Origin of the sequence: Streptomyces sp. GQFP (assembly GCF_021545335.1) — a bacterium.
GTDB lineage: Bacteria > Actinomycetota > Actinomycetes > Streptomycetales > Streptomycetaceae > Streptomyces.
This window is the reverse complement of the sequence record NZ_CP089312.1, coordinates 2517452-2532321: the sequence shown is the minus strand read 5'-3', so window position 1 is coordinate 2532321 and position 14870 is coordinate 2517452. Positions and strand designations below refer to the sequence as shown.

The window sequence follows — 14870 nt, the reverse complement described above, 5'->3', positions numbered from 1 at the left end:
CGGGGTCGGGCGGTCCCGGTGAGGCGGTGACCGCGGGGGATGGCCGGGCGCGCCATCCTAGGCCCCGAACGAGCCGTCTGACCAGCGGATTCGCTATACGTATACGGGAATGTCAGTGGTGTGGTGTGCAATGGATCTCGTGCCCGCACTGGAAGAACCACTGAAGCAACCACTGAAATCAGTGCTCGGCCCCGCCACCGCGAAGGTGATGGCCGAGCACCTCGGCCTGCACACCGTCGGCGACCTCCTGCACCACTATCCGCGCAGGTACGAGGAGCGGGGCCAGCTCACCCACCTGGCCGACCTCCCCATGGACGAACACGTGACGGTGGTCGCCCAGGTGGCCGACGCACGCCTGCACACCTTCGCCTCCTCGAAGGCCCGGGGCGGCAAGGGCCAGCGACTGGAAGTCACCATCACGGACGGCAGCGGCCGGCTCCAACTGGTCTTCTTCGGCGCCGGAGTCCACAAACCCCACAAGGAACTCCTCCCCGGCACCCGAGCCCTGTTCGCCGGCAAGGTCTCGGTCTTCAACCGCCGTCTCCAACTCGCCCATCCGGCGTACGAGTTGCTGCGCGGCGACACCGACGAGGCGGCGGAGACGGTCGGCTCCTGGGCGGGCGCGCTGATCCCGCTGTACCCCGCCACGGCGAAGCTGGAGTCCTGGAAGATCGCCAAGTCGCTGCAGACGGTGTTGGACCTCGCCCAGGAGGCCGTCGACCCGCTGCCCCCCTCCCTTCGGGAGGGCAGGGGCCTGGCCACCCTCCCCGAGGCCCTCCTGAAGATCCACCGCCCGCACACCAAGGCGGACATCGAGGACGCGCGCACCCGCCTCAAGTGGGACGAGGCGTTCGTCCTCCAGATCGCCCTGGCCCGCCGCCGCCACGCGGACGCCCAACTCCCGGCGGTCCCCCGCAGACCGACCCCGGACGGCCTCCTCACGGCCTTCGACGCGAAGTTGCCCTTCACCCTCACGGAGGGCCAGCAGAAGGTCTCCAAGGAGATCTTCGACGACCTGGCGGCGGAGCATCCGATGCACCGGCTGCTCCAGGGGGAGGTTGGTTCGGGGAAGACAATGGTGGCCCTCCGCGCCATGCTCGCCGTGGTCGACGCGGGCGGTCAGGCCGCGATGCTCGCGCCCACCGAGGTGCTCGCCCAGCAGCACCACCGGTCGATCACCGAGATGATGGGGGAGTTGGCCGAGGGCGGGATGCTCGGCGGCGCGGACAAGGCCACCAAGGTGGTCCTCCTGACCGGCTCCATGGGCACCGCGGCCCGCCGCCAGGCGCTCCTCGACCTCGTCACCGGCGAGGCGGGGCTCGTGATCGGTACGCACGCGCTGATCGAGGACAAGGTCCAGTTCCACGACCTCGGCCTGGTGGTGGTCGACGAACAGCACCGCTTCGGCGTCGAACAGCGCGACGCACTCCGGGGCAAGGGCAAACAGCCCCCGCATCTGCTGGTGATGACCGCCACGCCCATTCCCCGGACGGTCGCCATGACCGTCTTCGGCGACCTGGAGACGTCCGTCCTGGACCAGCTCCCGGCCGGCCGCTCGCCCATCGCCAGTCATGTCGTCCCGGCCGCCGACAAACCCCATTTCCTGGCGCGCGCATGGGAGCGCGTGCGCGAGGAGGTCGAGGGCGGCCACCAGGCGTACGTGGTCTGCCCGCGCATCGGCGACGAGGAGGACGACCCCAAGAAGGCCAGGAAGTCGGCGGAGGACGAGGCGGAGAAGCGCCCGCCGCTAGCCGTCGTACAGGTGGCCGACCAGCTCACCCGGGGACCCCTCCAAGGACTCAAGGTCGAGATCCTGCACGGCCGGATGCACCCCGACGACAAGGACGCCGTGATGCGCCGCTTCGCCGCCGGTGAGACGGACGTCCTGGTGGCCACGACGGTCATCGAGGTCGGCGTCAACGTGCCCAACGCGACGGCGATGGTCATCATGGACGCCGACCGCTTCGGCGTCTCCCAGCTCCACCAGCTCCGGGGCCGCGTCGGCCGTGGCTCGGCGGCCGGTCTCTGCCTCCTGGTCAGCGAGATGCCCGAGGCGAGCGCGGCCCGCCAGCGCCTCAACGCCGTCGCGGCCACCCTCGACGGCTTCGAACTCTCCCGCATCGACCTCGAACAACGCAGAGAGGGCGACGTCCTGGGCCAGGCCCAGTCGGGCGCCCGCACATCCCTCCGCATGCTCACGGTCATCGACGACGAGGAAATCATCGCGGAGGCGAGAGAGGAGGCGGCAGCAGTCGTCGTCGCCGACCCGGAACTGGAGAACCTCCCGGGCCTACGTACAGCGCTCGACGCCCTACTGGACGAGGAGAGGGAGCAGTACCTGGACAAGGGGTGAGCCATTTTCTCTCCGCCCAGGGGCAGCGCGCCCCAAAGGAGCGCGGGGAACTGCGCGACCAGCCCCCACCGGCCCGCAGTCGCCAACACCACAGCGCACCCCCCCACCCCCTCCTGCGAAACTGAACCCGGCCCCATCCCTCATCCATCCCTCGAACAAGGACCCCCAGATGACCCGCGTGATCGCCGGCACAGCCGGCGGACGACGCCTAGCCGTCCCGCCGGGCACCGGCACACGCCCCACCTCCGACCGCGCCCGAGAAGGCCTCTTCTCCACCTGGCAGGCACTCCTGGGTGGCCCCCTGGACGGCGAACGGGTCCTCGACCTGTACGCCGGCTCCGGCGCCGTAGGCCTGGAGGCGCTCAGCCGCGGCGCAGGCCACACCCTCCTCGTGGAGGCCGACCCCCGCGCCGCCCGCATCGTCCGCGAGAACGTCAAGTCGCTCGGGCTGCCCGGCGCCGAGGTCAGGGCGGGCAAGGCGGAACAGGTTGTTCAGACGGCGTCCACACAGCCGTACGACATCGTCTTCATCGACCCGCCCTACGCCGTTCCGGACGACGATCTTCGCGAGATCCTGCTCACACTCCGGGCGGGGGGCTGGCTCACGGCCGAAGCCCTCGTCACCGTGGAGCGCAGCACCAGAGGCGGCGAATTCGCGTGGCCGGACGGCTTCGAAGCGCTCCGGGCCCGTCGCTACGGCGAGGGAACGTTTTGGTACGGTCGCGCCGCCTCTACGTGCGAAGACGCACGATGACCGGACCGGAGAGCGAGGGATCACTAGTGCGCCGCGCCGTCTGTCCCGGGTCGTTCGACCCGATCACCAACGGACACCTCGACATCATTTCCCGCGCCTCCCGTCTGTACGACGAGGTCTATGTCGCGGTCATGATCAACAAGTCCAAGAAGGGCCTGTTCGAGATCGACGAGCGGATCGATCTGATCCGCCAGGTCACCGCCGAGTTCGGAAACGTCCGGGTCGAGTCCTTCCACGGCCTCCTCGTCGACTTCTGCAAGCAGCGCGACATCCCGGCCATCGTCAAGGGCCTGCGAGCCGTCAGCGACTTCGACTACGAACTCCAGATGGCCCAGATGAACAACGGTCTGTCCGGCGTCGAGACGCTCTTCGTGCCGACCAACCCCACCTACAGCTTCCTGTCCTCCTCGCTGGTCAAGGAGGTGGCCGCCTGGGGCGGGGACGTCTCCCACCTCGTGCCGCCGCTCGTCCTGGAAGCCCTCGACGGCCGCCTCAAGAAGGACTGACCGGCGAGCTGACGAAGAACTGACAAACCGTCACTCGGTGTCGGGCGGGGCGACAGGAGTCGTACAGTCGACCCGTCCGTCTTCATCACAGCTGTAGAGAGTGGCGAGCACACGGTGGACGTGCAGAAGAAGCTCGACGAGATCGTCTCCTCGGTCTCCAGTGCCCGGTCGATGCCCATGTCGGCCTCGTGCGTGGTCAACCGCGCCGACCTTCTCGCGATGCTGGAAGAGGTGCGCGCGGCCCTGCCCGGCTCCCTCGCACAGGCACAGGAGCTGATCGGCGACCGGGAACACATGGTCGAGCAGGCCCGTCAGGAGGCCGACCGGATCATCCGGACCGCCCACGAGGAGCGCGGCTCGCTGATCTCCGACACGGAGGTCGCCCGCCGCTCCCAGAACGAGGCGGACCGCATCCTCGCCGAGGCCCGCAAGGAGGCCGAGGACGTCCGCGCCGAGGCCGACGACTACGTCGACTCCAAGCTCGCCAACTTCGAGGTCGTCCTCACCAAGACCCTCGGCTCGGTCGGCCGCGGCCGCGAGAAGCTCCTCGGCACCGGACCCGGCCTCGACGAGCAGGGGTACGAGGACGAGGATGCCCCCGAGCGCAGCCACGACCCCGAGACCCTGCGCCTCAACGCCGACAAATACGTCGACGTGAAGCTCGGCGCCTTCGAGGCCGTCCTCGCCAAGACCCTGGAGGCCGTCGGCCGCGGCCGGCAGACCCTGCACGGCCGTATCGCCTCCGACGACCTCGGCGCCCTCGGCCAGGACGACGACGGCAGCCCCAGGCAGCACACCAGCGACGCCGACTACCTGGCCGACCTCGCCGACTCCCCGGATTCCCTGGGGGTACAGCCCCGGGCGGCGGAGATCCCGGCCCAGCAGCAGTACGGCCAGCAGGACCAGTACGGCTACCAGCAGCCCGCCGACCCGTACGGCGGCTACCAGCAGGCGTACGCCCAGCAGCCCGCCGACCCGTACGGCTACCAGTCGGCCGACCCGTACGCCTACCAGGGGTACGACGGTCAGCAGGCCGCCTACGACCCCGCCCACGTCCAGCAGGGGCACGTCCAGCCGGAACAGCAGCAGCCACATCAGCCGCACGCCCTCGACGAGACCAGCTTCTTCGACACGACCATGATCAGTGCCGAGCAGCTGCGCGCCTACGAACAGGGTCGCGGCGGGCAGTAAGTGCCCGCACGGGGACCGGATTGGGCCGTGGGCGGAAGGTCCAGTATCCTGGCTCTTCGGTCGCGTGTACCTCTGCGATCACCGCTGCCCGGAAGACGGGCGGCCGAGCATCGAAGATCGAAAGCAGGAATGGCTCTGAACGCCCGCCTCGACCACCGCAACCCTCTTGTGTTCGACACACACGAGCTGGGGCGGCGTCCTGGCGCGCTGCAGCGCCTGACCCGTGAGATCGACGCTCCCAAGGACTTCGGTCTCGCGGGAGTCATCGGAGTGCCGGAAGGCGCGCCGGTGGAGCTCGAACTCCGCCTGGAGTCGGTCATGGAAGGTGTGCTTGTCACAGGCACCGCCCGTGCACGCGCCAAGGGGGAGTGCGTAAGGTGTCTGGAGCCGCTGGAGCAGCAGCTCGAAGCGGATTTCCAGGAGATGTTCTCGTACCCTGACGCCGACGACCGGGGCCGTGTGAAAGCGGAGCCGGCCGACGACGCCGAGGAAGACGAGGACACGCTCTTCATCGAGGACGGCTTGTTCGACCTCGAACCCGTGCTGCGTGATGCGGTGGTGCTCGCACTGCCGATGCAGCCGGTGTGCCAGGACGACTGCCCCGGCCTGTGCTCCCAGTGCGGAGCCCGGCTGGCGGACGACCCGGACCACCACCACGATGCCGTCGACATCCGTTGGGCGGCACTGCAGGGACTCGCAGGTTCACTCGAACCCGGCGAGAAGGACGAGATCAGCGGCGCCGACGCGGAAGCGGGCGTCGACGAGAAGCAGGAGAAGTAGCCGTGGCTGTTCCGAAGCGGAAGATGTCGCGCAGCAACACGCGCCACCGCCGGTCGCAGTGGAAGGCTGCGGTCCCCAACCTGATTGCGTGCGAGCGCTGCCAGGAGCCCAAGCTGCAGCACATCGCGTGCCCGTCTTGCGGCACTTACAACAAGCGCCAGGTCCTCGAGGTCTGAGCGGCTGGTGAGAGGCTTCATGTCTGACGCCCAGGCGGACTCGACCGCCAAGAAAAAAACGGCGGACACGGCCTCGTCCCACACGCTTCTGGAAGGGCGGCTCGGCTACCAGCTGGAGTCCGCCCTTCTGGTGCGTGCACTGACCCACCGTTCGTACGCGTACGAGAACGGCGGTCTGCCCACCAACGAGCGGCTGGAGTTCCTCGGGGACTCCGTGCTCGGCCTGGTGGTCACGGACACGCTGTACCGCACCCACCCCGACCTCCCAGAAGGCCAGTTGGCCAAGCTGCGGGCCGCGGTGGTCAATTCTCGTGCGCTCGCGGAGGTGGGCCGTGGGCTCGAACTCGGCTCCTTCATCCGGCTCGGCCGCGGTGAAGAGGGCACGGGCGGGCGGGACAAGGCGTCCATCCTCGCCGACACCCTCGAAGCGGTGATCGGCGCTGTCTATCTCGACCAGGGTCTCGACGCGGCGGGCGAACTCGTCCACCGTCTCTTCGACCCGCTGATCGAGAAGTCCTCGAATCTCGGTGCTGGCCTGGACTGGAAGACCAGTCTCCAGGAACTCACCGCGACCGAAGGGCTCGGTGTTCCCGAGTACCTGGTCACGGAAACCGGTCCGGACCACGAGAAGACCTTCACTGCTGCCGCCCGCGTCGGAGGCGTCTCGTACGGCACCGGCACCGGCCGCAGCAAGAAGGAGGCGGAGCAGCAGGCTGCGGAGTCGGCTTGGCGTTCCATCCGTGCTGACGCGGATGAACGTGCCAAAGCGGCTGCCGAGGCTGCCGTTGCTGAGGCCGCGGTGCCTGTTGAGGAGGACGTGGAGGCGTCTTCCTCAACCTCTGCCTGAGGTTGCTCGCGTGCACCAGTGCTTGTCCCTGGCGGGACTTGCACTGGTGTTCTTCGGTTTGTTCTTCGGCTGCGGGCCCGTCGTGGCTTGTCGCGCAGTTCCCCGCGCCCCTAAAAGCAGGGGGTTTCTATGCCCGAGTTGCCTGAAGTTGAGGTTGTGCGGCGGGGGCTTGCTCGGTGGGTTGCTCAGCGGATCATTGCTGATGCCGAGGTTCTGCATCCTCGGGCTGTGCGGCGGCACATTGCCGGTGGTGATGACTTCACTTACCGCCTCAAAGGGCATCGCGTCGGTACGCCCAGTCGGCGTGGGAAGTATCTGTGGCTGCCGTTGGAGGACACCGGGCAGTCGGTGTTGGCGCATCTTGGGATGAGTGGGCAGTTGTTGGTGCAGCCGCAGGACGCCGTCGATGAGAAGCATCTGCGGATTCGGGTGCGGTTCGCCGACGATCTCGGCACCGAACTCCGGTTCGTCGATCAACGCACCTTCGGTGGGCTGTCGTTGCACGACAACACGCCCGACGGGCTGCCCGACGTCATCGCCCACATCGCGCGCGACCCCCTCGACCCGCTGTTCGACGACGAGGCCTTCCATCAGGCGCTGCGCCGGAAGCGTACGACCATCAAACGGGCCCTGCTCGACCAGTCGTTGATCAGCGGCGTCGGCAACATCTACGCGGACGAGGCCCTTTGGCGGTCCCGCGTCCACTACGAACGTCCGACCGCCGGCTTCACCCGGCCGCGTACGGCCGAACTCCTGGGCCATGTACGGGATGTGATGAACGCGGCGCTGGCCGTGGGCGGCACGAGTTTCGACAGTCTATATGTCAACGTCAATGGCGAATCGGGGTACTTCGACCGCTCGCTCGACGCGTACGGACGCGAGGGACTGCCGTGCAAGCGGTGTGCGACGCCGATGCTCCGCCGTCCCTGGATGAACCGGTCCAGCTACTTCTGTCCGAAGTGTCAGAGGGTCCCGCGCGCGGTGTCGTAGCGTTCGCGAGCCGCCAGTACGGAGTCCATGCGGCCCTCCACGCAGTGGATGAGCGACAGCAGGCGCTCGGCGACCTCGTGGCCCAGGGGGGTCAGTTCGTAGTCCACGCGGGGCGGGTTCGTCGGCTGGGCCTCGCGGTGGACCAGGCCGTCGCGCTCCAGGGCCTGGAGGGTCTGGGAGAGCATCTTCTCGCTCACGCCGTCGACACGGCGGCGCAGCTCGTTGAAGCGGAGCGAGCCCTCCTGAAGGGCACCGAGCGTGAGCGCGCCCCAGCGGCCCGTGACGTGTTCCAGCGTGCCGCGCGACGGACACGCCTTGGCGAACACGTCGTAGGGGAGGTTCTGCTCCTCCGTGGCGTTCATCATGACCCCAGCGTACGCGAACGCAGCGCTGACCTGAAGGTTGCGCTAACTGTTGGTTAGCGCAACCTTCAGGCCGCTCAGCCGATTCCGACGGCGGATCTGCCGGTCAGTAGCCGAAGTCCTGCGTCCACCAAGGGCCGCCCGAGCCCAAGTGGACACCCACCCCCAGCGTCTTGAAGTCGCAATTCAGGATGTTCGCCTTGTGGCCGGGGCTGTTCATCCAGGCCTCCATCACCGCGGCCGCGTCGGCCTGGCCCCGGGCGATGTTCTCGCCGCCGAGGTTGGTGATGCCGGCCTTGTCCGCACGGTCCCAGGGCGAGAGGCCGTCGGGGTCGGTGTGGTCGAAGAAGTCCCGGGCGGCCATGTCGTCGCTGAGCGCCTCCGCCAGCTCCCGCAGGGCGCTGTTCGCCGCCACCGCGCTGCAGCCGACCTTCGCCCGCTCCTCGTTGACGAGCTTGAGCACCTCCGCCTCGGCGGCGGCCTCCGCGGTCACCGTGATCGGGGCGGAGGACTGCTGCTTCTCCTTCGACTTCGTCGGCGTGGGAGTCGGAGTCGGAGTCGCCTTCGGTTCCTTGGTGGGAGTGGCCGAGGGCTTCTTCGGTGGGGCCTCGGTCGTCGGGGCCGCCGACGCGGTCGACGTCGAGGGGGACGGAGACGGGGACGAGGTGTCGCGGTCGGCGTCCCGGCTCGTCGACGTACCGCTGTCGCGGTCCGTGTCGGCGTTGCCGGACGTGCCGCCCTGCTGGGTCTCGTCGTTCGTCGGGGAGTCAGCGGCCTGCACCTTGTCGCCGTTGCTGCCGCCGCCGAGCGTGTACTTGTCGCCGCCGGGCAGCACGCCCGTGGCGACCGCGACGGTACCGAGGGCGACCGCGGCGGAGACGCCGAGCAGGCCTGTACGGAGCGGCCTGGGCGACCGCTTCTTGCGGCTGCGCGCACCGCCGGCGCCCGGTCCGTCGAAGGAGCCGTCGCCGTTCAGTGCCCCGTGGGTGCCGGTGTCGTCCGGGGCGAAGAGGTAGGCGTTGCTCTTCGCGTAGGCCTCGGAGTGTGCCTCGGGGTTCAGATAAGGGGCGATGCCCACGGTCGTGGGCGCGTCCTCCCACAGTGTGCTGTAGGCGGTGTGCGGTATGTGATGAGTGGGCGGGACCCGGGAGTCGTACGGTCCGTGATCGGATCCGTGACCACCAGTGCCCGAATCGTATGTTTCCGTGACCCCCGTGGCGCGACCCGTGGTGGCGCGGCCGGCGGCGGAGCGTCGGTGGCGTCCCATGTTTTGGCCTTCCTCGTCCTTGCGGTCCGGGTAACTCACTCGATCGAGTGAGTTTCATATGAGATTCGTTGGGTGGGGACGGTACCCCATGGCGCAAGGGGAGGAAGTGCTGAGAGAGACATTGGCCCGTTAGCGTGCACCCATGAACGAGGATGTACGGCTGGTCGCCTGGGTGCGCGGACGCGTCCAGGGTGTGGGTTTCCGCTGGTTCACGCGGGCGAAGGCCCTGGAGATCGGCGGCCTGAGTGGTTTTGCTCTCAATTTGGACGACGGACGTGTGCAAGTGGTCGCGGAAGGGCCGCGTCCGGGCTGTGAAGGACTGCTCGACTGGCTGCGGGGGAGCGACACGCCCGGCCGCGTGGACGGGGTCACCGAGATCTGGGACACACCTCGCCGGATCTACGACGGCTTCGCCATCCGCTGAGGGGGTTCTGTAAAGGGGCCCAGGCGACGGCCCGTGGACATGCCACGCGCACCTGTCCACAGCAGAAACGGCCTGGTGGTTGCCAAGAAGCGCAGGTCGTGGCAGGCTCCGCAGAAAACGCTTGTCGTCACGCCCGCGGGCCCCGCCGGAGTCGCAGCGCCGCCCCACAGGGGCCGTGCGCCACGGTGCCGCCCGCCAATGCAGGGCGTGATCGTGTTGACCGTCAAACTTTTTGGTGAGACGCTGAAAGCCCCGCGCACCTTAGCTGTTTGGCATGTAAGAACGGCAGCAAGAACTCCAGAGTGCCAAGCATCGCGGGTGCGATTCCCTCACGACCCACACCGCTTCGGTCGGTCACTCAGTGTGGAGGACCATCAATCATGGCAAAGGCGCTTCTCGGTTACGTCGGCGGCTCTGACCCGCGACTCCTCGCCGAGATGCGACGGCTCCAGCAGCGCGTACAGGACCTGGAATCCGAACTCGGACGCATCCAGGCGGAGAACGACGAGCTGACGGCTGCCGCTTCTCACGACTCGCTTCTCGAGAGCATCGACGCACGCCAGGCGGAGCCCGCGCTCACCTGATCACTGCATCAGTCACGACACGCAGTGGTTGGCTGCCCGTATCAACCGCTAAGTCGTCAGAGTTCAGATTTTGGCCAGAGTATTGCAAGGGACGCTTCGGCGTCCCTTCTTTATTTCCCCCGGGTGCTTGGGTGCCTGGGGGCTTCTGTGGGTGCCGCTGTGCTTCCTCAAGCGCTTGCACTCTCTTTAACGTCTGGTGTGCCCTGCACGTTCATCCGTGAAACCGCGGGGTATCCGGGGGTTCACTGTGTGACATAACGGCGGAAGGTAGAGTCCAGCGGCGTGCACCTCAAGGCCCTGACCCTCCGAGGGTTCAAGTCGTTCGCCTCGGCGACCACGCTCCGGTTCGAGCCGGGCATCACGTGTGTCGTGGGACCCAACGGTTCTGGCAAGTCCAACGTCGTGGACGCGCTCAGCTGGGTCATGGGCGAACAGGGCGCCAAGTCGCTGCGCGGCGGCAAGATGGAGGACGTCATCTTCGCCGGCACCACCGGGCGCCCGCCGCTCGGCCGCGCCGAGGTGTCCCTCACCATCGACAACTCCGACGGCGCGCTGCCCATCGAGTACGCCGAGGTCACCATCACGCGGATCATGTTCCGCAACGGCGGCAGCGAGTACCAGATCAACGGCGACACCTGCCGGCTCCTCGACATCCAGGAACTGCTGTCCGACTCCGGCATCGGCCGCGAGATGCACGTCATCGTCGGCCAGGGCCAGCTGGACTCCGTACTGCACGCCGATCCGATGGGCCGCCGCGCCTTCATCGAGGAGGCGGCGGGCGTACTGAAGCACCGCAAGCGCAAGGAGAAGGCGCTGCGCAAGCTGGACGCGATGCAGGCGAACCTCGCCCGTGTCCAGGACCTCACCGACGAACTGCGGCGCCAGCTGAAGCCGCTCGGGCGGCAGGCGGCGGTCGCGCGCCGGGCCGCGGTCATCCAGGCGGACCTGCGCGACTCCCGGCTCCGGCTCCTCGCCGACGACCTCGTACGGCTGCGGGCGGCGCTCCGGACGGAGGTCGCGGACGAGGCCGCGCTCAAGGAGCGCAAGGATGCGGCGGAGGCCGAGCTGAAGAAGGCGCTCCAGCGCGAGGCGCTGCTGGAGGACGAGGTACGGCAGCTCACCCCGCGCCTCCAGCGCGCACAGCAGACCTGGTACGAGCTGTCCCAGCTCGCCGAACGCGTACGCGGCACCGTCTCGCTGGCCGACGCGCGCGTGAAGAGCGCCACCTCCGCCCCCGACGAGGAACGGCGTGGCCGTGAGCCCGAGGACATGGAGCGCGAGGCCGCGCGCATCCGGGAGCAGGAGGCCGAGCTGGAAGCGGCCCTGGAGGCCGCCGAACACGCGCTGGAGGACACGGTCGCGCACCGCGCCGAACTGGAACGCGAACTCGCGGTCGAGGAACGGCGCCTGAAGGACGTGGCCCGCGCGATCGCCGACCGCCGCGAGGGCCTGGCCCGGCTGAACGGCCAGGTCAACGCCGCCCGTTCACGTGCGGCCAGCGCCCAGGCCGAGATCGACCGTCTCGCCGCCGCGCGCGACGAGGCCCAGGCACGTGCGGTCGCGGCCCAGGAGGAGTACGAGATCCTGAAGGCCGAGGTCGACGGCCTCGACGCCGGTGACGCGGACCTGGCGGAACAGCACACCACGGCGAAGGCGGCCCTGACCGACGCGGAAGCGGCCCTCTCGGCGGCCCGCGAGGCGGCCACGGCAGCGGAACGCCGGCGCGCCGCCACCCAGGCCCGCCACGAGGCCCTCGCCCTCGGCCTGCGCCGCAAGGACGGCACGGGCGCGCTCCTGGCCGCCCAGGACCGCCTCACGGGCCTGCTCGGCCCGGCGGCCGAACTCCTGACGGTCACCCCGGGCCACGAGGTCGCCGTGGCCGCCGCCTTCGGTGCGGCGGCGGACGCCATCGCGGTGTCGACCCCGGCCGCGGCAGCAGCCGCGATCCGCCTCCTGCGCAAGCAGGACGGGGGGCGCGCTTCGCTGCTGCTTGCGGGGGCGCCCGAGCTGGAGGGCGATGGGCTGCGGCGGTCCAGGGGTTCGGCAGGGGAGTCGGGTCCGGGTGCGCTTGGCTCGGTGGGTGCTGCGGGGGGCGGTCCGGGGGCTGGTGAGGGGCTGGGTGGCGGCTCGGGTTCTGGGGGCGGTGCGTCGGGGGCGGGTGTCCGTGGCTCGGTGAGTGCTGCGGGTGGTGTGGGTGCGGGTGGTTCGGTGGCTTCTGGGGATGTCGGTGGGGGGTCGGGGAGTGGCTCGGGTTCTGCGGGTGGTGCGTCGGGGGCGGGTGTCCGTGGCTCGGTGAGTGCTGCGGGTGGTTCGGTGGCTTCTGGGGGTGCCGGTGGGGGGTCGGGGAGTGGCTCGGGTTCTGCGGGTGGTGCGTCGGGGGCGGGTGTCCGTGGCTCGGTGAGTGCTGCGGGTGGTTCGGTGGCTTCTGGGGATGTCGGTGGGGGGTCGGGGAGTGGCTCGGGTTCTGCGGGCGGTTTGCCGGAGGCGGCACCGCGCGTGGCGGGGGAGCAGGGTGCAGGGCCAAGTGACTTGGCGGGCGTCGCGGATACCGACGGAGGGCAGTCGGGTGCCCGGCTCGGCCCTGCGGGCGACGAGTCCGGCGGTGGCCTTGGTGCGCGACAGCACGCGGTGGTCCCCGCGCAGGACGGCTCGGCTTTCGGGGGTGTACGCGGTGCCGGTGTCGGCGGTTCGGTCGAGGACGCCGGAATCCGTGCCGGACAGGAGGCCGACGCCGAGGGCCGGTCGGGTACGGGCGCCGCTCCGGGCAGTGGAACCGCCTCCGGTGATCGTGACGCGGCCCGGAGCAGCGGGCGCACAGTGCCTCTCCTTGCCGCCGATCTCGTCCGAGGCCCCCTCGAACTCATGCCCGCCGTACGGCGGTTGCTGCGTGGGATCGTCGTTGTGGAGACGCTCGAAGACGCCGAGGAACTGGTCTACGCGCGGCCGGAGTTGACCGCCGTGACCGCCGAAGGGGATCTGCTGGGCGCCCACTTCGCGCACGGTGGGTCCGCCGGGGCGCCGAGTCTGCTGGAGGTGCAGGCCTCCGTCGATGAGGCCGCCGGGCAGCTCGATGAACTGGCCGTGCGGTGCGAGGAGTTGGCCGGGGCGCAGCAGCTCGCCGTGGAGCGGCGCAAGGAGTGTGCCGCGTTCGTCGAGGAGATCGGGGAGCGGCGCAGGGCCGCCGACCGGGAGAAGTCGGCCGTCGCCCAGCAGCTCGGGCGGCTCGCCGGGCAGGCCAGGGGCGCCGCCGGAGAGGCCGAGAGGTCCACCGCGGCTGCGGCGCGGGCGCAGGAGGCGCTCGACAGGGCCGTACAGGATGCCGAGGAACTCGCGGAACGGCTGGCTGTCGTCGAGGAGATGCCCGTCGAGGAGGAGCCCGACACCGGCGTACGGGATCGGCTCGCCGCCGATGGTGCCAACGCGCGGCAGACCGAGATGGAAGCCCGGCTCCAGGTCCGTACGCACGAGGAGCGGGTCAAGGGGCTGGCCGGACGGGCCGACTCGCTCGACCGGGCCGCCCGTGCCGAACGCGAGGCACGCGCGCGTGCCGAGCAGCGGCGGGCTCGGCTCAGACACGAGGCGGCCGTCGCCGAAGCCGTCGCCTCCGGGGCCCGGCAACTGCTCGCGCACGTCGAGGTGTCGCTCGGGCGGGCCGAGGCCGAGCGGGTCGCCGCCGATGCCGCCAAGGCGCGCCGGGAACAGGAACGGGGCGCCGCTCGTGCCCAGGGGCGTGATCTCAAGGCGGAACTCGACAAGTTGACGGATTCAGTGCACCGCGGTGAGGTACTCGGCGCCGAGAAGCGGCTGCGGATCGAGCAGCTGGAGACCAAGGCGCTGGAGGAACTCGGTGTGGAACCGGAGGGGCTCGTCGACGAGTACGGTCCGCATCAGCTGGTGCCGCCCTCGCCCCCCGCCGAGGGCGAGGAGCTGCCTGAGGACCCGGAGCACCCGCGCAACCAGCCGAAGCAGTTCCACCGGGCCGAGCAGGAGAAGCGCCTCAAGGCGGCCGAGCGGGCCTACCAGCAGCTCGGCAAGGTCAATCCGCTCGCCCTGGAGGAGTTCGCGGCGCTGGAGGAACGCCACAAGTTCCTGAGTGAGCAGCTTGAGGACCTCAAGAAGACTCGTGCCGATCTGCTTCAAGTAGTGAAGGAGGTCGACGAGCGCGTCGAGCAGGTTTTCACCGAGGCATACCGGGACACGGCCGTGCAGTTCGAGGGTGTGTTCAGTCGGCTGTTCCCGGGCGGTGAGGGGCGGTTGATCCTGACCGACCCCGACAACATGCTCACCACCGGTGTGGATGTGGAGGCCCGGCCGCCGGGCAAGAAGGTCAAGCGGCTCTCGTTGCTCTCCGGTGGCGAGCGCTCACTCACCGCCGTAGCGTTGCTGGTGTCGATCTTCAAGGCTCGGCCGAGCCCCTTCTACGTCATGGACGAAGTCGAGGCGGCCCTCGACGACACCAACCTCCAGCGGCTCATCCGCATCATGCAGGAGCTGCAGGAGGCCTCGCAGCTCATCGTGATCACGCACCAGAAGCGGACGATGGAGGTCGCCGACGCGCTGTACGGCGTCTCCATGCAGGGCGACGGCGTGTCGAAGGTGATTTCACAGCGGCTCCGCTAGCCCTTCAATGCTTCGA

The 14870-nt window shown here is 69.4% G+C and carries 13 protein-coding genes; 11 read left to right on the top strand and 2 right to left on the bottom strand.

The window, feature by feature from the left end:
- Nucleotides 1-130: 130 nt before the first annotated feature.
- The 8 genes from recG to mutM all read left to right on the top strand — a co-directional run bounded on the left by recG (nt 131) and on the right by mutM (nt 7597).
- Nucleotides 131-2353, top strand: coding sequence for an ATP-dependent DNA helicase RecG (gene recG / locus LUX31_RS10890; protein ID WP_235474582.1), 2223 nt, complete (start codon nt 131-133; stop codon nt 2351-2353).
- A 142-nt stretch (nt 2354-2495) separates the two neighbouring features.
- Nucleotides 2496-3107 (top strand): 16S rRNA (guanine(966)-N(2))-methyltransferase RsmD, encoded by a 612-nt coding sequence (rsmD, locus tag LUX31_RS10885; RefSeq protein WP_268828254.1) that lies wholly within the window; start codon nt 2496-2498, stop codon nt 3105-3107.
- Nucleotides 3108-3133: 26 nt separating this feature from the next.
- Nucleotides 3134-3613: a pantetheine-phosphate adenylyltransferase gene (gene coaD / locus LUX31_RS10880; protein ID WP_235479875.1), complete on the top strand. Its 480-nt coding sequence runs from the start codon at nt 3134-3136 to the stop codon at nt 3611-3613.
- 114 nt (nt 3614-3727) lie between these two features.
- Nucleotides 3728-4804 (top strand): ATP synthase F0 subunit B, encoded by a 1077-nt coding sequence (locus tag LUX31_RS10875; protein WP_235474580.1) that lies wholly within the window; start codon nt 3728-3730, stop codon nt 4802-4804.
- A 129-nt stretch (nt 4805-4933) separates the two neighbouring features.
- The gene (locus LUX31_RS10870; protein ID WP_235474579.1) at nt 4934-5584 is read left to right on the top strand and encodes a YceD family protein; all 651 of its coding nucleotides are present in this window, start codon (nt 4934-4936) and stop codon (nt 5582-5584) included.
- A gap of 2 nt (nt 5585-5586) precedes the next feature.
- Nucleotides 5587-5760: a 50S ribosomal protein L32 gene (gene rpmF, locus LUX31_RS10865; protein WP_105973780.1), complete on the top strand. Its 174-nt coding sequence runs from the start codon at nt 5587-5589 to the stop codon at nt 5758-5760.
- Between the two features lie 19 nt (nt 5761-5779).
- Complete coding sequence (gene rnc, locus LUX31_RS10860; RefSeq protein ID WP_235474578.1) at nt 5780-6607, top strand: ribonuclease III; 828 nt, start codon at nt 5780-5782, stop codon at nt 6605-6607.
- A gap of 129 nt (nt 6608-6736) precedes the next feature.
- Nucleotides 6737-7597 (top strand): bifunctional DNA-formamidopyrimidine glycosylase/DNA-(apurinic or apyrimidinic site) lyase, encoded by an 861-nt coding sequence (mutM, locus tag LUX31_RS10855; RefSeq protein ID WP_235474577.1) that lies wholly within the window; start codon nt 6737-6739, stop codon nt 7595-7597.
- Here mutM and LUX31_RS10850 read toward each other — a convergent pair.
- Together LUX31_RS10850 and LUX31_RS10845 are read right to left on the bottom strand one after the other, a co-directional pair.
- Entirely contained in the window at nt 7570-7962 is a 393-nt protein-coding gene (locus tag LUX31_RS10850) for a winged helix-turn-helix transcriptional regulator (RefSeq protein WP_405535233.1), read from the bottom strand. The genes mutM and LUX31_RS10850 overlap by 28 nt on opposite strands.
- A 103-nt stretch (nt 7963-8065) precedes the next feature.
- Nucleotides 8066-9226 carry a CAP domain-containing protein gene (locus LUX31_RS10845; protein WP_235479873.1) on the bottom strand — a complete coding sequence of 387 codons (1161 nt, stop codon included), beginning with the start codon at nt 9224-9226 and terminating at the stop codon, nt 8066-8068.
- Nucleotides 9227-9368: 142 nt separating this feature from the next.
- On the opposite strand from LUX31_RS10845, the gene LUX31_RS10840 reads away from it, so the two are divergent.
- From LUX31_RS10840 to LUX31_RS10830, 3 genes are all read left to right on the top strand, one after another.
- The gene (locus LUX31_RS10840; RefSeq protein ID WP_235474576.1) at nt 9369-9650 is read left to right on the top strand and encodes an acylphosphatase; all 282 of its coding nucleotides are present in this window, start codon (nt 9369-9371) and stop codon (nt 9648-9650) included.
- 380 nt (nt 9651-10030) lie between these two features.
- Nucleotides 10031-10234 carry a hypothetical protein gene (locus LUX31_RS10835; RefSeq protein ID WP_006375438.1) on the top strand — a complete coding sequence of 68 codons (204 nt, stop codon included), beginning with the start codon at nt 10031-10033 and terminating at the stop codon, nt 10232-10234.
- Between the two features lie 282 nt (nt 10235-10516).
- Nucleotides 10517-14854, top strand: coding sequence for an AAA family ATPase (locus LUX31_RS10830; protein ID WP_235474575.1), 4338 nt, complete (start codon nt 10517-10519; stop codon nt 14852-14854).
- Nucleotides 14855-14870: the final 16 nt, after the last annotated feature.

What these genes read in the sequence shown, in the direction of transcription:
- mutM (WP_235474577.1), top strand. Translation starts at nt 6,737, where the DNA reads ATGCCCGAGTTGCCTGAAGTTGAGGTTGTGCGGCGGGGGCTTGCTCGG.
- rnc (WP_235474578.1), top strand. Translation starts at nt 5,780, where the DNA reads ATGTCTGACGCCCAGGCGGACTCGACCGCCAAGAAAAAAACGGCGGAC.
- recG (WP_235474582.1), top strand. Translation starts at nt 131, where the DNA reads ATGGATCTCGTGCCCGCACTGGAAGAACCACTGAAGCAACCACTGAAA.
- LUX31_RS10840 (WP_235474576.1), top strand. Translation starts at nt 9,369, where the DNA reads ATGAACGAGGATGTACGGCTGGTCGCCTGGGTGCGCGGACGCGTCCAG.
- LUX31_RS10850 (WP_405535233.1), bottom strand. Translation starts at nt 7,962, where the DNA reads ATGATGAACGCCACGGAGGAGCAGAACCTCCCCTACGACGTGTTCGCC.
- LUX31_RS10835 (WP_006375438.1), top strand. Translation starts at nt 10,031, where the DNA reads ATGGCAAAGGCGCTTCTCGGTTACGTCGGCGGCTCTGACCCGCGACTC.
- LUX31_RS10845 (WP_235479873.1), bottom strand. Translation starts at nt 9,226, where the DNA reads ATGGGACGCCACCGACGCTCCGCCGCCGGCCGCGCCACCACGGGTCGC.
- LUX31_RS10870 (WP_235474579.1), top strand. Translation starts at nt 4,934, where the DNA reads ATGGCTCTGAACGCCCGCCTCGACCACCGCAACCCTCTTGTGTTCGAC.